Origin of the sequence: Arthrobacter sp. ISL-5 (genome assembly GCF_018613835.1) — a bacterium.
Taxonomy (GTDB): Bacteria; Actinomycetota; Actinomycetes; order Actinomycetales; family Micrococcaceae; genus Arthrobacter.
Genome location: NZ_JAGGPM010000035.1, coordinates 133,449 through 155,111 on the forward strand (window position 1 = coordinate 133,449; position 21,663 = coordinate 155,111).

Below are 21,663 nucleotides of genomic sequence, written 5' to 3' on the forward strand. Positions count from 1 at the left end.
ACGCGTGTAATTAGTTATCAAAGCCACCGCGGAGTCTCGGGCACACAAACCTAGTGTCCTGAGCGTCCGGGCAAGGCCGCACTATTTGGGGAGGGGACGCCATGGGGCAAGTTGAGCGTATCCATGAGGAAGCCGTTGTGGCCGGCCAGGCCACGGCAAAATACCGCTCACGCGGTGTGCCGAGTGACTGGTATGTAGATCCGGCCGATCCGGATGCCGCCGAGCGGTACAACCTGGACGCATCTGCGTCATTGCAGGACCAGGCCACTGCTTTCTTGGCAGAGCATGAAGCGCTGCTGGGCGGCCAGCCGGAGCTGGACGAAGACCTTAGTGATCCGCCGATGGAACTGCGGAACCCCGGCGCGGGCACGCTGGCCCAGCCGGTGTGGATCGGGTTGCCGCGGGAGCAGGACTTCGACGACGAAGGCGAGCTCGGCTGGCAGACAGATGCTTTGTGCGCGCAGACTGATCCCGAGGCGTTCTTCCCCGAAAAGGGAGGCTCCACCCGGGACGCCAAGAAGGTCTGCGGAGCGTGCAACGTGCGATCCCAGTGCCTTGAATACGCGTTGGCGAACGATGAGCGATTCGGTATTTGGGGAGGCCTCTCCGAACGTGAGCGCCGTCGGCTGAGGAAGCGAGCAGTCTAATTCTTCAGGAAGTACACGTCACTGCCGTTGTGGTTGCCCATAACGGCAGTGACTATCTCCCCAGGACCCTTGCCGCATTGGCGGACCAGACCCGGCCGGCGGACGTTGCGATCGGGGTGGATACAGGTTCGCAGGATAATTCCGCTGCCCTCCTGGAAGGTGCGCTCGGCAAAGCCAGCGTCACCCGCATCAGTGCAGGCAAAACAGGGATGGGCGCTGCCGTTAGCGCAGGACTTGCAGCCCTGGCCCCGTGGGACCAGGAAGCCCAGGAGGCGGCCTCCGAGTGGATCTGGCTCCTGCATGATGATGCAGCTCCTGCCCCGGAGGCCCTGGCGGAGCTGCTGCAGGCCGTGGAGCGTGCGCCGTCAGTCACGGTGGCGGGCTGCAAGCAGCTGGACTGGGACGTCCAGCGGCGGCTGATCGACGTCGGCCTTTCCACGAGCCGCTGGGCCGAACGGCTCACCCTGATCGAGGCGGATGAGCTCGACCAGGGCCAGTATGACGGCCGCTCCGACACTTTCGCCGTCAACTCCGCAGGAATGCTGGTGCGGCGCGACGTCTGGGAACACCTCAAAGGGTTTGATCGGGCACTCCCCGGCACCGGAGACGACGTGGACTTCTGCTGGCGGAACCGGCTGGCCGGACACCGCGTCGTAGTGGTGCCCAGCGCCAAAATGTTCCACGTTGCGCACCGGCCGCATGCACTGGGCACCGCCTCGGCCGCGCGCCGGGCCCAGGTGCACCTGCGGCTCAAGCATGCACCGCTTTGGATGGTCCCGCTGCACGCCGTGGGGGCGCTGCTGGGGAGCATCTTCAAACTGGTCTTCAGCATCGCCGTGAAGGACCCCGGGCACGGTTTCTCGCAGCTTTTGGCAACACTGGCGGCCCTGGGCAGGCCCGGCGCCGTTTTCCGGGGACGTCGGAATGCCGCCCGCACGCGCCGCGTCCGGCGCTCGGTGGTCAACGCCCTGCAGACCGAACGGCGTGAAGTGTGGGGCCACCGGCGTTCCCTCATGGAATCCTTGGGCGCGGATGACGCGCAGGCCGGCGACAGCGGGAACGATCCGCTGGCGGACCAGCCCAGCGGCGACTCCACGAACGACTTCGCGGCGCTCTCCACCAGCGATCGCGGCTGGGTGGGCAACGGCGCCGTCGCCGCCGTGATTGTTGCCGCGGTGGCTTCCTTCGCCGGCTTGGCCGCGCTCTTCCAGGCCGACGCCGCTGCCGGAGGCGCACTCCTGCCGGCCTCTGCGAGGCTTGAGGACATCTGGCATCACGCCTCCAGCTGGTGGATCGGGCTCGGCGCCGGATTGCCGGGCCACGGTGATCCCTTCGGCTACGTCCTCTGGGTTTTGGGCGTGCTGGGCGGGGGCAACGCGAACGGCGCCCTCATCTGGCTGCTCCTGCTCGCCATGCCATTGGCCGGGCTGGCGGCCTGGTTCGCCTCGGGCGCCTTGACTACCCGACGCCGGTTCCGGCTCGCCGCGGCGCTGGTCTGGGCGGGGGCGCCTGCCTTGCAGATCGCCGTGAACCAAGGACGCGTGGGCGCCCTTGTGGCACACATCATGATGCCTCTCGTCGTGCTTGCGCTGCTGCGTGCCACAGGCTCGGCAATCGGACGCGGCCGCTTTGCCGTGCCCGCTCCGGGCGCACGGCATCAGGCCGACGCGCTTCCGATTAAGCCCGGAGTCAACGGAACACCGTCATGGACAGCGGCAGCAGCGGCAGGGCTCGCCTTGGGCGTGGTCACGGCCGCCGCCCCGTCGCTTCTGGCGCCGTCCGCCGTCGTCGTGGTCCTTTGCGGTCTGCTGCTGCGGGGGAGGGGACGCACCCTGTGGTGGGCCCTCCTGCCGAGCGCCGCGCTGTTCGTCCCCTTCGCCCTGTCCACCCTGGACCGGCCCCGGGCGCTTCTTGCGGATCCCGGACTTCCACTGGACTTCGACGCCGCTCCGCTCTGGCAGCAGATTCTGGGCCAACCCCTCAGCTTCGATTCATTCGGCGGGCTTACCGGCCTGACGCTTTTCGCGGGCGGCCCCGTGCCGTGGGCCCTGGTGCTGGCGCTCCTGATCGGCGCGCCGGTGCTCGCACTGGCGGTGGCTGCGCTGTTGCTTCCCGCACGGCGCGCCCGCGTTGCCAGGGCCCTGTGGGCGGGCGCGCTCGTTGCGCTGGCCGGCGGCTGGCTGGCGGGACACGTCGCCACGGGAGCCACTGCGCAGGCCCTGGTGACGCCGTTCGCCGGGCCCGCGGTGTCCGCTGCCGTATTCGCGTTGCTCGGGGCGGCACTCATCGGCGGTGACGGCCTGCTGTCCCTCGCCGACGCGGACGACGACGCTGCAGCCGCGAAGTCCCCTGACAATGCGCGCAGCGGCAGGCGGGCTATCCTGGTCCGTTCCGCTGCGGCGCTGGCCCTGGCGCTCCTCCTAGCCGGTCCGGCGGCGGGGCTCACTGCCTGGGCGGCCCAGAACGTCCTCCAGCCTGCCGCTACTGCCGGGGCAGCCGCCGACACGCCTGCCCTGGGCACTCCCCGGCTGGTGGCTGCCACGAATCCGCGAAGCCTGCCAGCCACGGCAATCGACCGCGGCGAGGGTCCGGAGCAGTCGCGGACCCTGCTGATCGGCACCGGTGAGGACGGGACGTACGATGCCTCGCTGATGCGCGGTGCCGGCACAACGCTTGACGGCCTTTCCGCCATCGCATCGGCCCGCGACATCCGGGGGAACCCGGGCAGCGAGTCGGTGCGCGAGGACGACGAAGTCACGGCAGCGCTTCGCACCACCGTGGCCACCCTCGTGGCCGGCCGGGGCGTTGACCCGCGGCCCGAACTCGAGCAGCTCGGGGCCGGCTTCGTGGTGCTCCGCGCGTCGGATACCGCGGCGCAGCTTACGGCGAGCCGCATGGACGCCGTTCCCGGGCTCGTGGCCGTGGGCCAAACGGACTCAGGCTGGCTCTGGCGGATCAGCCCGCTGGACCAGTCCGTCCTGCAGCCCGCCGACGTCGCCCACCGCGTGCGCATCATTGACGGCAAGGGAGCCACCATCAGCCTCCTTCCGTCGGGCCTGAACAACGTGGAAACGGCCGTGCCCAAGGGGCCCGAAGGCAGGCTCCTGGTGCTCGCGGAGCGCGCGGATCCGGGCTGGACCGCCTGGCTCGACGGACGCAAGCTCACGTCCACCACATCCGGCTGGTCCCAGGCGTTCACGCTGCCCACGCAGGCGGGGCAGGTCACCGTCCGCTACGAGAGCCCCTGGGCTCCGTGGGCGGGAATCATCCAGGCGGCGGTGATCGGCCTGACAGTCCTGCTGGCGCTGCCCATGCCGGCACGGCGCCCCAATACCGGCCTGTCCAGGGACGAAGGCTCCCTGCGTAAGGAATACCAGAATGCATAAGGCAGAAAACGACGGCGGGACGCCGGCGGTGCCTCCGCACGCACCCGAGTTCCCCGCAGGATCCGCTGAGCGCAGCGAGGAACAGGCGAAGCCTGCGAAAAAGAGCAGGCGTCCCGCGCGCCGCGGCATGGTTACCGGCCTGCTGTCGGCGGCAGCGATTCTGGCGGCCGGGGGAGGGATGGTGGCAGCTGCCTCCCTCGCCCCGCAGCCCTCGACTGGCCGGCAGCTTGAGATCCCGCTGGCCTCCGTCCCCGCAGGAAACAGCCAGGATGTCTGCCCCGGCCCGGCGAAATTGCTCGAAGGAACACCGGTGGGGACGGACCCGCAGTTCAGTCCGGAATCGGCGACGGCCAGGACTTCGGTTTCCGCGGCAGTCGTCAGCGCGGCCGCCGGTTCGCTCCCGGGCAGCAGGCTGTCCGCACTGGGCGGATCGGAACTGCTTCGCATCGCCGACGTTCCCGGCTCCGCAACGGCCCCTCCCGGCGCCTCCGGCCAGCTCGCCGGGGTCATCGCCCAGCGGAGCGTGAAGGACGTCAGCGTGCTCAGTGCCGACGCGCTGGGCAACCGCCAGCCGGCCGCAGCCGCCGTCATGAACTACACGGCAACGGACGGGGATCTTCAAGGATTGGCCGCCGCTGCCTGCCAGACGCCCTCGAACGATCTATGGCTCACGGGGGCCAACACGGCAGTGGGCCGCACCAGCCTCCTAAACCTGACCAACGCCTCAACCACGCCCGCCACAGTGAGCCTGGAGCTCTACGGCAAGAACGGCCAGATCAAGGCCCCCGGCAGCAGGGGGCTGCTCGTTGCCCCGAAATCCACGCGCTCCATTGTGCTGGCAGGCCTGGTCCCTGGCGAAGAGCGGCTAAGCGTCCACGCCCGCAGCACGGGCGGACCGGTGAGCGCCTTCATCCAGCAGAGCGTGCTGCGCGGGCTGACACCGGGCGGTGTCGATTTCATCGCTCCGGGGACCGCTCCCGCGTCCCGCCAGGTCATGACCGGAATCGACATCCAGGACCCCGAAGGGCTCGCAGCACTCACCGCCGCGCCAGGTTTCCTCGACGCCGCACCTTCTCTCCAGATCACCGTTCCGGGGCCGATTGATGCCGTGGTGGAGGTCAAACTCTTCGGTAGCGCCGGGCAGAAGGCGCTGCCCGGCGGGGGCGTCGTCACCGCCAAGGCCGGGACGGTGACAGAAATTCCGCTGGGCGGAGTTCCGGCCGGCCAGTACACCGTGTCAGCGACGTCGGACGTGACCATCGTGGCCGGCGTCCGCGTGAGCCGGGGCCTGAAGGCCAGCCAAAGTCTGGACTTCGGCTGGGCACCGTCGACGGCCCAGCTGGGCAGCCAGCATGTTGTGCCGGTTCCGCAGGACGGCGAACGGCTGATGGTCTTCGGGGCGCTGGAGGACAGGGCCACGATTTCCTACACCCCCATCACGGCGGACGGGAAGCTCCGCCCGGCTGCCAGCGCGAATATCGCCGGAGGCACCACGACGTCCCTGAAGGTGCCGGCAAAGATCGGAAAGTCGCCGGTCGTCGCCTATCTGGTGTCCGCCTCCGGCGGCGCGGCGTACGGCACGGTCCTCGTTGAACGGGCGGGCCGCAACGACGTCTCCACCGTCGCCATTGCTCCGGGCGCCGAGGGACAGGAAAAGGTGGCGGTGACGCTGGGTCAGTAGGTCAGGTCGCGGGTGCGCGGCGCGGCTCAGTAGCGGCGTCGGTAAACAGGGTCCAGGGTTTCCGGCGCCACACCAAGCATTTCAGCGGTATGTTCGACCACAACGTCGTGCACCAGGTCCTGAAGCTCTTCCGGGACCGGGCACGCCTGTTCAACAACCCTGCGGTAGAGGGTAATGACGGGCCCCTCGTCCTCGGTGGGGGGCGTGTAGGAGCCCAGCGGAGCGGGCGATCTGTCAGCCACGAGCTGCTCGAGGTTCGGCGGAATCTCCTCGACGGCGAACCGCACGCCGTCGAGCGGCTTTCCCCAGATGTCGTGGAGTCGCTGGGCGGAGTCCATGACGAATTCGTCGAACCGGTCCGAACGGGTCCGGTAGGCGGGGAGGGTGGGCAGCATCAATTCTCCGCGGAGGCCGCGTCCGTGCCGGTTGCGCCTGCGCTGCGCAAAGCTTCGCGCGGGGACCGAGCCTGTGACGTCCAAGGGAGCGTCGGGGTCAGCCAACCGGACCGTAAAACCCGAATCATGGTGCGATGACTGCATATACAGACTCTAAACCCGCCGGATGATTTGCGCGACATAATCCGCGCCGGGGGCACGGCCGCGGCGCGGGCCGCCGTCAATGTCGGAAAATGTTCGCCACCCGGAGTAGTCTGTGATGTCGTGGGTGCTATCCGTCAATGTTCCAGGTCAGCCTGCCGCCAGTCCGCGGTGGCAACTTTGACGTACGTTTACGCTGATTCCACGGCGGTCCTGGGGCCGCTGGCCACCTACGCCGAGCCGCATTGTTACGACCTCTGCGCGCAGCACGCCGGCTCCCTGACCGTGCCACGGGGCTGGGAGGTCCTGCGCCTGGCGATGCCCTCGCAGCCGCCACAGCCCGGCCCGGATGACTTGCTGGCGCTGGCCGACGCCGTACGCGAGGCGGCTTCCCGGCCGTCGTCGTCAGCCCCCGCCCAGGGGCAGCGCGGCACCCATTCGGCGCTCGAGGCGCCCGCCGGCACAGAGGGTGCCCGCCGTGGCCATCTGCGTGTCCTGCGCGAACCCTCCTGACGCCGAACTGGCGGTAGGCTGGGAGCTGCAAATCCGTCAGCCACAGCGCGCCGCGCCCAGCAGGGAGCATCCATCATGCCAAAGATCAGTCCTGAACTGTTGTCCGTCCTGCGGTGCCCGGTCACCGGATCGGCCCTGACCCAGGAAGGCGAGGAGCTCGTCTCAACGGCCCCGGCGGAGGGTGGCGAACCGTTGCGCTACGCGATTGAAGACGGCATTCCCCTGCTTCTTCCCCCTGAACTCCTCGCCGCAGCCAACGCTGCGCGTTCGGACCAGCACGACGGCCCGGCAGCGGCCGCGCCCACAGCCTAAACTCCAGCCCGCACCGCAGAACGCAAGACGCCGGATACAGCAAAGGACCCACATGACTCTCGATTACAAGGTTGCCGACATCTCCCTGGCCGAGGCCGGACGCCACCAGATCCGCCTCGCCGAGCACGAAATGCCGGGGCTGATGTCCCTTCGCCAGGAATTCGGGCCGAGCCAGCCGCTGAAGGGCGCACGCATCGCGGGTTCGCTGCACATGACGGTGCAGACGGCCGTCCTCATCGAGACCCTGACTGCGCTCGGGGCCGAGGTCCGCTGGGCATCCTGCAACATCTTCTCCACCCAGGACGAGGCCGCGGCCGCCGTCGTGGTCGGCGCCGGGACCGTGGAGGACCCGCAGGGTGTTCCGGTCTTCGCCTGGAAGGGCGAGACCCTCGAGGAATACTGGTGGACTGCCGAGCAGATCCTCACCTGGCCGGGCGCGGACACGAACCCCGAGCTGGGGCCGAACATGATTCTCGACGACGGCGGCGACGCCACGCTGCTGCTGCACCGCGGTGTGGAATTCGAGGCAGCCGGCGCCGTTCCGGCCGCCGGGGCGAACGATCCCGAGGAATATGCCATCGTCCTTGACGTCCTGCGCCGGACCCTGGCTGAGGACCCGAAGAAGTGGACACGGCTCGCCGCCGGAATCCACGGCGTCAGCGAGGAAACGACCACCGGCGTGCACCGCCTCTACCAGCTGGCGGAGCAGGGCAAGCTGCTCTTCCCCGCCATCAACGTCAACGACTCCGTGACCAAGAGCAAGTTCGACAACAAGTACGGGATCCGCCACTCCCTGCCGGACGGCCTCAACCGGGCCACCGACGTCCTGATCGGCGGCAAGGTCGCCGTCGTCTGCGGTTACGGCGACGTTGGAAAGGGCGCCGCCGAGGCGCTCCGCGGCCAGGGCGCCCGCGTGATCGTCACCGAGATCGATCCCATCTGCGCACTGCAGGCGGCCATGGACGGCTACCAGGTGGCAAAGCTTGAGACTGTGCTGGCGCAGGGCGACATCTTCATCACCACCACGGGCAACAAGGACGTCATCATGGCCGAGCACATGGTCGCGATGAAGAACAAGGCCATCGTGGGAAACATCGGCCACTTCGACAACGAGATCGACATGGCCGGCCTGAGCCGGGTTCCCGGCATCAGGAAGGTCGAAATCAAGCCGCAGGTCCACGAGTGGGTCTTCGACGGCGACGCCGCGGACGGTGCCGATGCACGGTCCATCATCGTCCTCTCCGAGGGGCGGCTCCTGAACCTGGGCAACGCGACCGGCCACCCGTCGTTCGTCATGAGCAACTCCTTCGCGAACCAGACGATCGCCCAGATCGAGCTGTTCACGAAGAAGGACCAGCCCGAGGGCGCAAAGGAATACGACAACCAGGTCTATGTCCTGCCGAAGATCCTCGACGAAAAGGTGGCTCGACTCCACCTCGGTGCACTGGGCGTGGAACTGACCGAGCTGTCCAAGGACCAGGCTGACTACCTGGACCTGGACGTGGCAGGTCCGTACAAGCCGGAGCACTACCGCTACTAGGCATCCGGCACGCCGGGTGCCCCGGAGGGCGGCGCCCGGCACGCCGGGTGCCCCGGAGGGCGGCGCCCGGCACGCACGTCCCGTCCGCACGGCGCGGGCGTTGCCCTGCCGTGCGATAAAATTGACTGGTCAGCGTTACTGCTGGGCATACGGACGGACGCCGACTGGCGGCCCGGCGGGGGACATGGAGAATCAGTCATGACGGATAGAAGCACGCGGAAGTTCAGCAAGATCCTCGCCGTCGTGGCGATCTGTGCTGCGGTTGCCGCAGGAGGAATCGGCGTGGCCACCGCGCCCGGCTGGGCCAACCCCGCGCCCGAATCCGAGGCCTCCACGCCCGTCCGCAATGAACCCGGCCTTGCCGCCCCTGTGGTCAAGGCCGTCGAACTGGGCGTCACGCCCACGGACGGCGCCAAGGACGTCAACCCGGCGGTGGCACCCTCAGTGAAGGCTGTCAACGGCCTCGTCAAAGACGTCGTGCTGGCGCCGACCGCGGGCGGCGAGCCGGTCAAGGGCACCGTGAGTGCCGACGGCAGCACGTGGACCACCATGGACCCGCTGCTCTTCAACACGGCCTACAGCTACAGTTTCACGATTGTGGATGAGGCGGGCCGGGAAACCAAGAAGACCCAGACCTTCACCACCGTTGAAAGCGCCAACGAGGCCGATGCCGCCGTCTATCCGTTGAACGGCTCCACCGTCGGAGCCGGGCAGCCCATCGAGATCGTCTTCAGCGAGCCCGTTGCCAACAAGGCCGCCGTGGAGAAGGCGGTCAAGATCACCGTTTCCTCCAAGCAGCCCGTGGCCTGGCACTGGTACTCGGACCAGCGCGTGCGCATCCGGCCGGAGAAGTTCTGGGCTTCCAACAGCCAGGTCACCCTGGACATGAAGCTTTTCGGCGTCGACTTCGGCAACAAGATGATCGGCAACTTCAACGCCAAAGTGCAGTTCAAGGTTGGCACACAGCGCCTGGCCGTCGTGGACGACATCACGAAGACCATGAAGGTCTATTTTGACGGCAAGCTCGTCAAGACTGCTCCCGTCACCCTTGGCAATCCCGAATGGCGGTCGCCCACGGGTTACGCCGTGATCATGGAGCAGGAACGGCGTTCCAAGTTCAACGCCGGCAGCATCGGCCTCAAGCCGGGGGACAAGGGCTACTACCCGCCGCTCACCGTGGAGTACGCCAACAGGCTCACGTCGTCAGGCGTCTACGTCCATCAGGCCCTTGAATCTGCGTGGGGCTACGTGGGGGTCTCCAATGTGTCGCACGGCTGCGTGGGGCTGCTGCCCGCAGACGCCGTGTGGTTCTTCAACAACATGAAGACAGGGGACGTGGTCCAGGTCCTCAATACCGGCGCCCCGGCGGTCGAACCGCTCGAGGGCTACGGTGACTGGAACATTCCCTGGGCACAGTACGCCAAACGCTAGTCCGCGGCGGTGTCCCGGCCGGCGCTGAACGGGAGGCGGTGGAGGCGTTCGCCGATCCTGCCGCTCTGTTTCCTGGCCTCCTCGAGGCGCCGGAGCTCGCGGCTGCGGCGCTCGGCCAGGACTGCCGCAAGGTAATCGTCGGGCGTCGTCCCTGGCGGCGGAGCCGGGGCCACGAAGCCCGCCATCTCCGAGGCAAGGGACGCGGCCATTCCGCTGCGTGACAGCGGGGACATCCGGGGTGCCTGCCGGATGAACTGCGCCGCGCGGCGGCCCAGGGAATCCGGGATCCGGCCGATGTCCGCCGCAGCAGCCCAGGCGTGAAGATACCGCGGGGTGACCGCCACCACCGGCGGTTCCACCGGGACGCGCCGGCGCAGCGAATATGTTCCGGCCACAATGTCACCGAGCCGCCGCGACCTGTCATCGAACAGGGCAACGGCGATGGCGATGCCGCCGAAGGTCAGGTAGATCTCCAGGAAGCCAATCAACGCCCGGATGACCGCGTGGCGGAAGCGGATGGCCCCGCCGTCGTCCCGCACGATCCGCAGCCCGGCGGCCAGCTTCCCGAGCGACAGGCCACGGGTCAGCGTTTCCACGGCCGCGGGAACCAGAACGAGACAGAACACCACGCTGACTAGGACGAGCGCCTGCACCGCAGCTTCGTCCAGTTCATCGCCCGCGGCGGCCACTGCCAGCAGAATCAGCACCAGCAGCGCGGCATGCACCAGGACGTCCAGCAGCAGCCCCAGGGCGCGGGCCGCAAAGGACGCCGGGCGCAGCTCAAGGACAACTGCCTCGCCTGTGATGAGTGGACTCAATTCCTGCCCCGTACCTCGTGCGGCCTACCGGTCGACTAAAGTCTAGTTCGCGGCAGGCTAGGGTAGTGGCGTGGACATGGATGCCTTCTCCGCCGTCAACTCGGACTCGTGGTCGAGACTGCATTTCCTCGCGCACAAGCGGCGGCTCAGCGGCGCTGACGCCGACGAACTGTTGCGCCTCTACCAGGCGACCTCCGCGCATCTTTCCCTGCTGCGCTCCACCGGCCCTGAAAGCGGGCTCTCGGCGTCGCTGTCGGCCACGCTCGCGCAGGCCCGCACGCGGTTCACCGGCGCACGGTCGAACTTCTTGGAGGACCTTGCGAAGTTCTTCGTTGTTGCACTGCCCGCCGCCTTGTTCCGTATCCGCTGGCTGACGCTTGCCTGCGGGATCGTGTTCTGCGTCATCGGCTGCGCCTATGCCTGGTGGATCGGAACGTCTCCCGAGGCCCTGCGCGCCGTCGCGTCGGAGGCAGAGGTCCGGCGGTATGTGGAGGAGGACTTCATCGACTACTACTCGGAGAACCCGGCCGCCTCGTTCGCGGGGGCCGTGTGGACCAACAACGCCTGGATCAGCGCACAGGCCGTGGCGTTGGGCATTACCGGATTCTGGGTCCCCATGATCCTGCTGGCCAATGCGCAGGGGGTGGGAGTGGCTGCCGGGATTTTCGCCGCCGTGGGAAAGGCGGACGTTTTCTTCAGCTACATCCTGCCGCACGGACTGATGGAGCTGACGGCGGTCTTCGTGGCGTGCGCCGCGGGGCTCAGGATCTTCTGGGCGATGGTGTCGCCGGGGGCGCGGACCAGGTCCCGCGCGGTGGCCGCTGAGGGGCGGTCCATGATTACCGTTGCCCTGGGACTGGTCCTGGTGCTGTTCGTATCAGGCCTGGTGGAGGGTTTTGTTACGCCCAGCACACTGCCGGTGTGGGCGAAAGTCAGCATCGGCGCGGGCGTGCTGGCCGCCTTCTTGGCGTACGTGCTCGTCTGCGGCGGCAGGGCATACCGTGCCGGGGCGCGGGGCGACCTTGACGCCCAGGACGCCGGCTACGGAGAAATAGCTGCGTGATTACAGGCGGACGCGGGGTGGCATCTCGCGGTGCCGGAGCGCCTGGCGGTAGGCTCTTCAGGAGATACACAGCGCTGCCTGGCCCCAGACCCGGAGCGCGGACGCCTACGGAAGTGAAGCTGCAGTGAACGACAATACTCCGACCCCGTCCAGACGGCTCGATCCGCAGCTGGATCCGGCCCGTGAGCCGGCCATTGATCCTGCCGACGATTCAGAAGAGCCTGCGTTTGACTGGATGAAGCCGGCCCCCGCAGCCGGGGAGACTGCCGCAGCCCGGGAGACCGCAGCCAAGAGGACCGCCGCAGGCACAGATGGCGCCTCCAATGGCGGGGACGTTGCCGCGGCTGCCCAGCCCGGCAGCCGTGCTGACCGCAAGGCGGCGGAAGCAGCCGCTGCGGACACTGCCGAGGATTCGGCTGCCGCCGGGTCAGCAGATGACACAGCCTCCTCCGTCCCGGCCCGCGGCGCCCACTTCAGCGAACCCCTGCCCACCTCTGCACTGCAGGTGCGTCCGCCGCGCGAGGACGTGGAGCGACGCAACGCCGAACGCGAACAGGCGGCGAATGCCAAGCCTGTACTGCCGCGGATCCTGCAGGTCCTGCTGGCCGTTTTCTACCCGGTGGTCCTCCTTGTCCTGGCTGTGCGCGCCGTGACCAGCCCGCTTTTCCTCTGGGTCGAGTACCACCGGCCGGGCTTCCCGGGTGATGGCTACGGCTTCAACGCCGACGACCGCATGACGTACGGTTCCTACGCCGTGGACTACCTGAGCAACTGGTCTGGTCCGCGCTACCTGGGCGAACTGGTCAACCGCAGCGGCGACAAGCTGTTCAAGGACGGCGAAGTCAGCCACATGGCCGACGTCAAGATCGTGATCCTCTCTGCCTTCGGCGCCGGAGCACTTCTGGCCCTCATCAGCATCGCGGCTGTCATCTACCTGCGCCGCCGCACGCCGGGCGGAGTCCGCCGGGGGCTGTTCGCCGGTTCCATCGTCACCCTGGTCATCATCAGCGGCCTCGGCACACTGGCGGCGCTTGGCTGGCAGCAGTTCTTCACGGAATTCCACCGCATCTTCTTCGCCAGCGGCTCCTGGACGTTTGCCCTGGAAGACACGCTGATCCGGCTCTTCCCGGGACAGTTCTGGATCGATGCGGGCATCGTCATCGCGGCACTCGTCCTCGTCACGGCGGTTGTTACCCTGGTTCTGACCTGGCCTACGCGCCGGCGCCGCGGCCTGCCCAAGCCCGCCAAGAAGGACCGCAAGGACGACGCCGGAGAAGCAGCCACCGAAGCCGGCGCGGACCAGCCCTCCAGGGTGTAAGCCTCAACGGCAGAGCATGAACCTCAGATCCAGGAGGGCATCCACATCCTGACCCGCCAGTCCTGGTACGGGATGATCTCGGCTGTCCAGACCGGATAGAAGAACGCCGAGATCAGCACTGCCCCCACAACAAACAGTGCGACGCCGTACAGCCCTGACCGCCTGCGCCACAGCGGGTCGGTTCTGCGTCCCAGGACCAGGCCCAGGCAGTACACGAGGGCGAGGATCAGGTACGGCTCAAAGGACACGGCGTAGAAGAAGAACATGGTGCGTTCCGGGTAGAGGAACCAGGGCAGGTAGCCGGCACCGACGGCGGCCAGTATGGCACCGGCCCGCCAGTCGCGGCGGCCCGCCCACCAGAACAGCAGGACCACCAGGGAGACGGCCGCGGCCCACCAGATCAGCGGGTTGCCCACGGACAGGATGGCCGACGTGCAGCTGGAAAAATCGCAGCCCGGGGTGCCTTGCTTCGGGGATTCATAGAAGAACGACGTCGGCCTGCCCATGACGAGCCAGCTCCAGGCGCTCGCCTCGTACGGGTGCTCCGAGCTGAGCCCCTGATGGAACTTGTAGGCCTCGAGGTGGTAGTGCGCCAGGGACCGGACCGGGTCCGGCAGCCAGCCCCATTCCGCGCTCGGATTGGAGGCGGCCCACTGCCGGTAGTAGGCATCCGTGGAGCGGAACCAGCCGGTCCAGCTGAGGGCGTACGTTACCGCGGCCACGGGAACGATGCTCACGAACGCCAGGAGGCCGTCCTTGACGATGCCGCCGCTGATCCAGCCGCGGATGCCGGCGATCCGGCGGGCACTCAGGTCCCAGAAGACCGTCAGGAGACCGAAGCCCGCCACGAAGAAGAGAGCCGACCACTTGGTTCCCACGGCCAGGCCAAGGCACACACCCGCCACGATCCGCCACCACCGGATGCCAAGCCAGGGGCCGGACAGCAGCTCGAGCGCCGACGGCCGCCCGGCCGGCGCGGCGGCTGCCTGCCGGGCGAGCCGCAGGGCAAGCCGGCGCCGGCCGTCGTCGCGGTCCATCAGCAGCGCCCCGAAGGCGGCCAGGATCCAGAACATCAGGAAGATATCCAGCAGCGAGGTGCGTGACATCACCAGATGATGCCCGTCGACGGCGAGCAGCAGCCCCGCCAGCGCCCCCAGGATGAGTGAACCGAAGAGCTTCTGGGCGATCAGCGCGAGCAGCGCAATGGACAGCACTCCGGTCATTGCCGCTCCAAACCGCCAGCCCACAGGGTTGTCCGGTCCGAACACCCACATGCCCGGGGCGATCATCCATTTGCCCACGGGAGGGTGGACCACGTACTCGGGCGTGTTCAGCAGCACTCCGGGATTGCCCGCGATGAACGAATCGTTCGCCTTCTCCGGCCAGTTCCGCTCATAGCCGCTCACCAGCAGGGAATAAGCGTCCTTGACGTAGTACGTCTCATCGAACACCAGGCTGCGGGGGGCGTCCAGGCGGACGAACCGGAGGACACCGCCCACCGCGGCGGTCAGGGCAGGAACCAGCCAGAACCAGAGCCTGAGCGACGGCGGGTAGTCCCGCCAGCTGCGGATGCCGCCGAGCAGCCGCTGGATCAGGGCTTCAGTGGTGAACGCTTCCGTGGGGCGGCTGATCCAGCGGGCACCGTCCGGCTTGCCGCCCGGGGGCGGTGCCGAGGCTGAAGCCGATGTGCTGGCTGATCCGGCCCCGTCAGGCCGCACGGAGGTCTGCGTCACCTGCCCATGCTACCTTTTGCCCCGCGCAGTCCTGTGCCGTGATGGTTCCGGCCGGCAGTAGGCTGGACCTGTGGACCAAGACCCGAGCAACTCCCAGATCAGCAGTTCCGAACCGTCAGCAGGCTCGGGGCCGGACGTCACCGCCGGCGGTCCCGGACGAATTGTCCTTGCGGCCACGCCCATCGGCAACGTCGGCGACGCGTCAGCACGGCTCATCGAGCTGCTGTCCTCCGCGGACATCGTTGCCGCCGAGGACACCAGGCGCCTTCACCGGCTGGTGCAGAGCCTGGACGTCACCGTTGGCGGACGCGTCATCAGCTACCACGAGCACAACGAGGCCACCAAGACAGCGGAGCTGCTGGACCAGGTCCGTGCCGGGAAAACGATTGTCATGGTTACCGACGCCGGGATGCCCTCGGTTTCCGATCCCGGCTTCAGGCTCGTCGAAGGGGCCGTAGCCGCGGGGCTCACCGTCACGGCCGTTCCCGGCCCCTCCGCCGTACTCACGGCACTGGCGCTGTCCGGGCTTCCCACCGACCGCTTCTGCTTTGAAGGATTCCTGCCGCGGAAGGCCGGTGAACGCGCATCGCGCCTGGCGGATCTTGACGCCGAACGCCGCACCATGGTCTTTTTCGAGGCGCCGCACCGGCTCGAAGCCATGCTCCGTGCCCTGCACGAGCGCTTCGGGCCGGACCGCAACGCGGCGGTGTGCCGTGAGCTGACCAAGACCTATGAGGAGGTCATCCGCGGGACGCTGCGCGACCTGCTGCAGTGGGCCGAAAGCAACGAGGTCCGCGGAGAGATCGCTGTCGTCGTGGGAGGCGCGCCGGAACGGGCCCCGGGGACCCCTGAGGACAGCGTTGCGGCCGTCAACGAGCTTGTTTCGCAGGGCATCCGGCTCAAGGATGCCGTGGCAGCAGTGGCCGAAGAGGTACGCGTGAGCAAGCGCGAGCTCTACGCCGCAGTGCTCGCTGCCCGGTAATTTCCCGCCGGTTTCCGACAGGCCCGGGCTGTGCAGTTGCACAGCGCATGGTGCCATGTGTAGTGCGTGCATGCGTAGACACTGGCGAGATGCGGGCAGTAGCGTGGCATTAAACCAGCCAAGCATGCAGCAGGCCGCAGGCGGCCAGATGCCGGATGCAGAGCTGCAAAATAACCCGCAAACCCGAATTGCTGACGAGGGAGTCACCGTGTCTGTTGCTACACAGTCCACTGTTACCGCGGAACGCGAAAGCGAACTGCTCGCATCTGTTCCCACCGGCCTGCTCATCAACGGTGAGTGGCGTCCGGCGGCGTCAGGCAAGACCTTCGACGTCGAAGACCCCTCCACCGGCAAAGTGCTGCTGAGCATCGCGGACGCCGGAGCCGAGGACGGCATGGCTGCCCTTGATGCTGCCGCGGCTGCCCAGGATTCCTGGGCCAAGGTTTCCCCGCGGGAGCGCGGCGAAATCCTGCGCCGGGCATTTGAGCTGGTCACCGAGCGCGCCGAAGACTTCGCGCTGCTCATGACACTGGAAATGGGCAAGCCGCTGGCCGAGGCCCGCGGCGAGGTCACCTACGGCGCCGAATTCCTGCGCTGGTTCTCCGAGGAAGCAGTCCGGGCTTTCGGCCGCTACTCGGTTTCCCCGGAAGGCAAGACCCGGCTGCTCGTGCAGAAGAAGCCCGTTGGGCCCTCGCTGCTGATCACCCCGTGGAACTTCCCGCTGGCCATGGCCACGCGCAAGGTCGCCCCTGCCGTGGCAGCCGGCTGCACTATGGTCCTCAAGTCAGCCAACCTCACCCCGCTGACCTCCCAGCTGTTCGCCGCCGTGATGCAGGAAGCCGGCCTGCCCGCCGGTGTCCTGAATGTCATCCCCACGTCCACGGCCGGCGCCACCACCGGGCCGCTGATCAAGGACGCCCGGCTGCGCAAACTGTCCTTCACCGGCTCCACCGAGGTGGGACGCCGCCTGCTCACAGACGCGTCCGAGAACGTGCTGCGGACCTCGATGGAGCTCGGCGGCAACGCCCCGTTCGTCGTGTTCGAGGACGCCGACATCGACGCTGCCGTCGCCGGGGCCATGATCGCGAAGCTCCGCAACATGGGCGAGGCCTGCACCGCGGCAAACCGCTTCATCGTGCACGAATCGGTCGCCGACGAGTTCGCCGAGAAGTTCGCTGCCAAGATGGCGGACATGACCACCGCCCGCGGCACCGAGCCCGAGTCAAAGGTGGGCCCGCTGATCGATGCCAAGAGCCGGGACAAGGTCCACGAGCTCGTTTCGGACGCCTTGGCTTCCGGCGCCACCGCCGTGGTTGGCGGCGCCCCGGTGGACGGGCCGGGCTACTTCTACCAGCCCACCATCCTCAAGGGCGTCACCGAGGGAACCCGGATCCTGTCCGAGGAAATCTTTGGACCCGTCGCGCCGATCATCACCTTCGACACCGAGGACGAAGCGATCCGCCTGGCCAACAACACTGAATACGGCCTGGTCGCCTACGTCTTCACGAGGGACCTCAACCGCGGCATCCGGATGGGCGAACGCCTCGAGACAGGCATGCTCGGCCTGAACGCCGGCGTCGTCTCCAATGCTGCGGCGCCGTTCGGCGGCGTCAAGCAGTCCGGGCTGGGACGTGAAGGCGGCCTCGAAGGCATCGAGGAATACCTCTACACCCAATACATCGGCATCGCCGACCCGTACGCAGGCTAACCTTCGCGCAACCGCCGTGCGCCGTCGCGGACTTTGTCCCAGAGCCCCGCGACGGCACGGCGGACGCGCGCAGCCACGCCGCGCACCGCGCGGAAGGGCGTTCCAGCGATCCAACCCCAGCGGGACATAACGGACGGCGGCAGCCAGTCCGCGCGGAGCCGCGCCATGAGTCCCGCGTTGCGGCGCAGGGCCTCCCGCACCAGGGCGATCTGCTGGGCTGGTGTTTGGTCCCCAGCGGTTGGGTCCCCCTCGCCGTCCGGTCCAGCCTGGCCGGTGCCCGGCCGGCCGTACTCGTGCCGCTCAAAGTCACCGGTCAGGGTGATCACCGCGCGGCGCCCGGCGTCGGTAGGCCCGCCGTCCATGCTCCTGGCCTGAATGCTCCCGGCGGATGCGGCACCTTCCTGCTCCCCGCCGTCGTCCGGGCTAAGGGCCGGCGACCCGCGGAGCCGTGCAGAAAAATTCCGCGGCGTTTCACTGGCCACCGGCGGCACGCCGTAATCCGCGGCGAGGTCCAGCAACTCTGCCCAGGCGAGCGGCACCGCGGCCTGGCCGTTCCTCCCGGAAGCCGGCCTCCGGAGGCGGCGGGCACGGATGCTGCCCCGCACCAGCCGCGGGGAAGCGGCAACCAACACCAGCACCAGAACCGCGGCAGTGCCGTAGAGCAGAGGCGCCAGCTGGCTGCCGGCGTCGCCTTCCCCTGTTCCCGGCAGGGGGAGAGGCGGGGTTTCGGGTGTAGCAGGCGGTGTTGCGCCGTTGGTCGGAATGAGGCCGTCGTTATTCCCGTCGTTCGTGCTGGCGCCGCCGGAGGACGGATCCTGGGCGTAGGGCGGCACCACGCCGCGTGAGGGCGTGGGCTCGAACGGAACCCAGCCCAGGCCCTGGAAGTACAGCTCCGGCCACGCGTGGGCATCCCGGGCATCGACCTCGAACTCGGGGAGTGCGCCTTGGCCGGCAACGGACACCGTTGCCCCGGTCAGCCGGCCCGGGGCGTAGCCCACGGCGATCCTGCTGGGGATGCCCTCGACCCGGGCCATCACGGCCATGGCCGACGCGAAGTGGATGCAGTAGCCGCTCTTCTGGGTCAGGAAGTCGGCCAGCACGGACAGGCCGTTCCCGTCGTAGCCTCCCTGAAGCGGTGATTCCAGGGAATAGGTGAAGTCGCCTGCACGCAGGTACCGCTGGATTGCGATTGCCTTTGCGTAGGCTGTCCCGCTGTTTTGGGTCACCGAATCTGCCGTGGTGCGGACGATTTCCGGGAGATTGGCCGGTGGCCTGATGAACTCTTCCGGGACCCCTTGGACCGGCGCGGAGGACTGGTTCAGCAGCTCCGTTGTCAGCTTGGGGGAGGACGACAGGACGAGGTATTGCTGGTTCCTGGAATTGGTGTCGATGCCTTTGATGGTCAGGGTGGCGGGGTCCCAGCTCCATCGGCCGGTGAGGCCGTTGACGGCTTCGGGCGCGTAGGGCGCGGGGAGATAGGGGCTGGTGAATTCCCCGGTGTTGACAGCCGTTATTTGCCGCAGCTGCTCCGGAGCGAGGATCTCGTGCCCCACGTCCATCCGGCCCGGACCGGCCCGGCGGGTGGACTCGCGGTCGTCCGGGGACCAGGCCTCGCCGTCGAACCGGTCCACCGTGACGGAGCGCAGATACAGGGGCTCCGTGGCATTGGTGGCGTAGGTGATCCGGCCGTCACCTGACGGGCTGCGCAGGCTGTTGCCCAGGCTGATCATGGGATTCAGCCCGTTGGATGAGCCCCAGGGGTTCAGCCGGGAGCCCTGGGGGAAGGTGCCCTGGTTGAAGCCCGGAATGGCGAGCTGCAGCAGCAGGGCCGCCACCAGGGCCACGGATCCTGTGAGGGCCGCTCGTTTGATCTGTCCGGGATTCCGGGCGGTGTCCGCCTGCGTGCGCGCATCGGGTGCGAACCACTGGCTGCAGGCGAGAATGACGAGATATCCGGCCGCCGTCGCCACGAATCCCGCCAGCCCCACACTCTGTGGCTTGATCATGGCGGGCACCACAAGCACAGCCAGCAAGCCCAGGCCACTCGTGGCAGGCATGCCCAAGGGCAGGGCCAGGGCGTCCACAAGGATCACAACGAGGCCCAACGCGGCGCACGTGACCAGAACAATGCCGGCGTTCGGTGCCACCGGAGCGCTTTCAGCCAGCACTGTTTCGCTGGCCCGCCGGAGAAGCCGGCCCAGCGCGGGCATCGTCTTGTCGGAAGGAATGAACCCGGCGATGCTGTCCCGCCGGAAGAAGGTGAAGGTCAGGATCAGCACCAGCGATGCCAGCCCGCCCAAAGGCACCAGCACCGGCTGCGCCCTGACGCTGCGCAGCACCGCCATCGCCAGGGACACCACCATGACGGTGGTGAGGACCGGCAGGAACCAGGCCCATCCCCTGAGGACGCCGTTGAGGGACAGCGCTGCGCCGCAGACCGAGACCGCAACGGCGGCCGCCATGACCCACGGATAGGCGCCGGCGCTGAAGCGATCGGGGCCGCGGGACGGCTCCGTCTGGGGAGGCCGTTCTTCGGCCCTGACCTGGCGCTGGGGCGTGAGGGTCACCGGGCCACCCCCGCACCGCGGCGGACGTCTGCCGCCGCCGTCGAGAGTGCCGCATCGCCTTCATCGAAGTACGTCCAGGCGGCGGGCAGCGAGGTGGCCGGTTCAACCGCCACCGCACGCCAGCCGCCGAGGCGCAGGGCCTCGAGGGCGTCGTGGCACTCCGCGGGCCGGTCGGCGATCACCACGGCGAACGCATTCGCTGCGTAACCGGCCGCCGGCGCCAGGGCCCGGGCCTCCGCCAATGAAATCTTTCCGAGGACGGCCACGACCGGACCGCGCATCCGGTGCGCCGCGAGCTTGCCCATGAGCCGGTCGTCGAACACGGACATGCCGGAGTCAGAGCCCCCTGCGTGCTCGCGGCGGGCTGTGTCGTGCTCCCGGCGCATGTGGTGGGGACCGGAAAGCTGGATGGCGGCAAGGCTCTCGGCAACGGACTGCAGGCCGCCTGCACCGCTGTACTCCTCGGCGTCAGGTTCCGGCGCGGACTGCGAGCGGTGAAAGGCAGGATCGCCCGCCGCGTCAAGGAACCTGAGGGAGTAGTTCCGTTCGGCGAGGTGGGCGCTGACGGACATGGCTGCCGTGACGGCCCACTCGAAGGTGTCGCTCGTGACAAGGTCCTCGCCGTCGTCGCTGCCGAAGACGGAGCCGAAGCCCGTGGCGAAGGAGATGAAGCGCTGGTCCAGGACGATCGTGGCCTCAGGCGTGGTGACCGATTCCTCCTGCCTGACCATCAGCGCGCCGTGGCGGGCTGTGGCGGGCCAATGGACCCGGCGCATCGGGTCGCCATGCCTGTACTCGCGCGTCATGACGTCGTCGTCGCTGGGGTTGGCCCGTGTCCGGGTTGCCGTGATTCCGTCGTTTCCGCGGGCGCCGGCCAGTCCCGTGGCGGGCAGGTCGACGGCGGCCGGCGTCACGGTGAGCGTGTCGCCGTCGTCGATGGAGTGCCTGTGCAGCGAAAGCCCGAACGGATCGGTGAACTCAGCCGTAACCGGTCCGATGGTGAACTGCCCCCGTTTTCCGGAACGCAGATGGTATTCGTAGCGGCTGGTGCCGCCTGAGGCGGACCGCGCGGGGAAGCGGAACGCCGGAGACTCGCCGAACCTCGGCGGCAGGCGCTCCTCCATGATGACCCGGCCGACGCCCGCCCCGGTCCGCGCCACTGCCAGCCGGACGGTGGTGATGGAGGAGGTTTCGACCGTGGAAGGGCTGAACTCGCGGTACACCCGGAACCGCGGCTTGACCACCCTGATGCCGGCGAGCGAAATGAGCGGCAGGAGAACCAGCAGCACGCCGAGCACCAGAAGGTCCCGGCGGCCCATTATTTGGGCGCAGAGCAGGGAAAAGACACCGGCGGCCAGTAGGCCCCAGCCGCGAGTGCTGAAGAGGTGGCGGGGGAGGCTGTCCAGCAGGGCCACGGCAACGATCCTG

General features: G+C 68.2%; 16 protein-coding genes and 2 pseudogenes. 12 read left to right on the forward strand and 6 right to left on the reverse strand.

The window, feature by feature from the left end:
• Window positions 1-101 precede the first annotated feature (101 nt).
• The 3 genes from J7I89_RS25370 to J7I89_RS19480 are packed head-to-tail and all read left to right on the forward strand — an operon-like array spanning window position 102 to window position 5,714.
• Window positions 102-647: a WhiB family transcriptional regulator gene (locus J7I89_RS25370; RefSeq protein ID WP_251045567.1), complete on the forward strand. Its 546-nt coding sequence runs from the start codon at window positions 102-104 to the stop codon at window positions 645-647.
• A 29-nt stretch (window positions 648-676) separates the two neighbouring features.
• Window positions 677-4,033 carry a glycosyltransferase family 2 protein gene (locus J7I89_RS19475; RefSeq protein WP_214973611.1) on the forward strand — a complete coding sequence of 1,119 codons (3,357 nt, stop codon included), beginning with the start codon at window positions 677-679 and terminating at the stop codon, window positions 4,031-4,033.
• The gene (locus J7I89_RS19480; RefSeq protein ID WP_214973613.1) at window positions 4,026-5,714 is read left to right on the forward strand and encodes a DUF5719 family protein; all 1,689 of its coding nucleotides are present in this window, start codon (window positions 4,026-4,028) and stop codon (window positions 5,712-5,714) included. Before J7I89_RS19475 ends, J7I89_RS19480 begins: the two co-directional genes overlap by 8 nt.
• A 26-nt stretch (window positions 5,715-5,740) precedes the next feature.
• On the opposite strand, the gene J7I89_RS19485 is transcribed toward J7I89_RS19480, so the two are convergent.
• Window positions 5,741-6,253 (reverse strand): metallopeptidase family protein, encoded by a 513-nt coding sequence (locus tag J7I89_RS19485; protein WP_214973614.1) that lies wholly within the window; start codon window positions 6,251-6,253, stop codon window positions 5,741-5,743.
• A gap of 120 nt (window positions 6,254-6,373) precedes the next feature.
• Between J7I89_RS19485 and J7I89_RS19490 the strand changes: the two genes are divergently transcribed.
• The 4 genes and pseudogenes from J7I89_RS19490 to J7I89_RS25995 form a co-directional block, all read left to right on the forward strand.
• Window positions 6,374-6,763, forward strand: a complete 390-nt coding sequence (locus J7I89_RS19490; RefSeq protein ID WP_214973616.1) for a DUF3499 domain-containing protein — start codon at window positions 6,374-6,376, stop codon at window positions 6,761-6,763.
• A gap of 75 nt (window positions 6,764-6,838) precedes the next feature.
• Window positions 6,839-7,075 (forward strand): Trm112 family protein, encoded by a 237-nt coding sequence (locus J7I89_RS19495; protein WP_214973617.1) that lies wholly within the window; start codon window positions 6,839-6,841, stop codon window positions 7,073-7,075.
• A 52-nt stretch (window positions 7,076-7,127) separates the two neighbouring features.
• The gene (gene ahcY / locus J7I89_RS19500; protein ID WP_214973619.1) at window positions 7,128-8,615 is read left to right on the forward strand and encodes an adenosylhomocysteinase; all 1,488 of its coding nucleotides are present in this window, start codon (window positions 7,128-7,130) and stop codon (window positions 8,613-8,615) included.
• Between the two features lie 198 nt (window positions 8,616-8,813).
• Window positions 8,814-9,509 (forward strand): annotated as a pseudogene (locus J7I89_RS25995) (Ig-like domain-containing protein); the annotation flags it as partial.
• Here the strand turns inward: J7I89_RS25995 and J7I89_RS26000 are convergent.
• Window positions 9,407-9,616 (reverse strand): annotated as a pseudogene (locus J7I89_RS26000) (hypothetical protein); the annotation flags it as partial. The pseudogenes J7I89_RS25995 and J7I89_RS26000 sit on opposite strands and share 103 nt — an antisense overlap.
• Between J7I89_RS26000 and J7I89_RS26005 the strand changes: the two are divergent.
• A complete protein-coding gene (locus J7I89_RS26005; protein ID WP_374102032.1) occupies window positions 9,534-10,046 on the forward strand; it encodes a L,D-transpeptidase in 513 nt (170 codons plus the stop codon). The pseudogene J7I89_RS26000 and the gene J7I89_RS26005 sit on opposite strands and share 83 nt — an antisense overlap.
• Here the strand turns inward: J7I89_RS26005 and J7I89_RS19510 are convergent.
• The gene (locus J7I89_RS19510) at window positions 10,043-10,864 is read right to left on the reverse strand and encodes an RDD family protein (protein WP_214973622.1); all 822 of its coding nucleotides are present in this window, start codon (window positions 10,862-10,864) and stop codon (window positions 10,043-10,045) included. The two genes, J7I89_RS26005 and J7I89_RS19510, sit on opposite strands and share 4 nt — an antisense overlap.
• A 70-nt stretch (window positions 10,865-10,934) precedes the next feature.
• Between J7I89_RS19510 and J7I89_RS19515 the strand changes: the two genes are divergently transcribed.
• Both J7I89_RS19515 and J7I89_RS19520 read left to right on the forward strand, forming a co-directional pair.
• Window positions 10,935-11,927, forward strand: coding sequence for a stage II sporulation protein M (locus tag J7I89_RS19515; RefSeq protein ID WP_214973623.1), 993 nt, complete (start codon window positions 10,935-10,937; stop codon window positions 11,925-11,927).
• A gap of 124 nt (window positions 11,928-12,051) precedes the next feature.
• Window positions 12,052-13,245: a TIGR01906 family membrane protein gene (locus J7I89_RS19520; protein WP_214973625.1), complete on the forward strand. Its 1,194-nt coding sequence runs from the start codon at window positions 12,052-12,054 to the stop codon at window positions 13,243-13,245.
• Window positions 13,246-13,268: 23 nt separating this feature from the next.
• On the opposite strand, the gene J7I89_RS19525 is transcribed toward J7I89_RS19520, so the two are convergent.
• Entirely contained in the window at window positions 13,269-14,978 is a 1,710-nt protein-coding gene (locus J7I89_RS19525; RefSeq protein WP_214973632.1) for a dolichyl-phosphate-mannose--protein mannosyltransferase, read from the reverse strand.
• Window positions 14,979-15,075: 97 nt separating this feature from the next.
• Here J7I89_RS19525 and rsmI point away from each other — a divergent pair, with 97 nt between their 5' ends.
• Both rsmI and J7I89_RS19535 read left to right on the forward strand, forming a co-directional pair.
• Window positions 15,076-15,960, forward strand: a complete 885-nt coding sequence (rsmI, locus tag J7I89_RS19530) for a 16S rRNA (cytidine(1402)-2'-O)-methyltransferase (RefSeq protein WP_308159976.1) — start codon at window positions 15,076-15,078, stop codon at window positions 15,958-15,960.
• A gap of 148 nt (window positions 15,961-16,108) precedes the next feature.
• Window positions 16,109-17,668 carry an NAD-dependent succinate-semialdehyde dehydrogenase gene (locus J7I89_RS19535; RefSeq protein ID WP_251045605.1) on the forward strand — a complete coding sequence of 520 codons (1,560 nt, stop codon included), beginning with the start codon at window positions 16,109-16,111 and terminating at the stop codon, window positions 17,666-17,668.
• Here J7I89_RS19535 and J7I89_RS19540 read toward each other — a convergent pair.
• Both J7I89_RS19540 and J7I89_RS19545 read right to left on the reverse strand, forming a co-directional pair.
• Complete coding sequence (locus tag J7I89_RS19540) at window positions 17,665-20,235, reverse strand: DUF3488 and transglutaminase-like domain-containing protein (RefSeq protein WP_308159970.1); 2,571 nt, start codon at window positions 20,233-20,235, stop codon at window positions 17,665-17,667. The genes J7I89_RS19535 and J7I89_RS19540 overlap by 4 nt on opposite strands.
• Window positions 20,232-21,650, reverse strand: a complete 1,419-nt coding sequence (locus tag J7I89_RS19545; RefSeq protein WP_214973638.1) for a DUF58 domain-containing protein — start codon at window positions 21,648-21,650, stop codon at window positions 20,232-20,234. The genes J7I89_RS19540 and J7I89_RS19545 overlap by 4 nt, the downstream gene beginning before the upstream one ends.
• Between the last annotated feature and the right edge of the window lie 13 nt (window positions 21,651-21,663).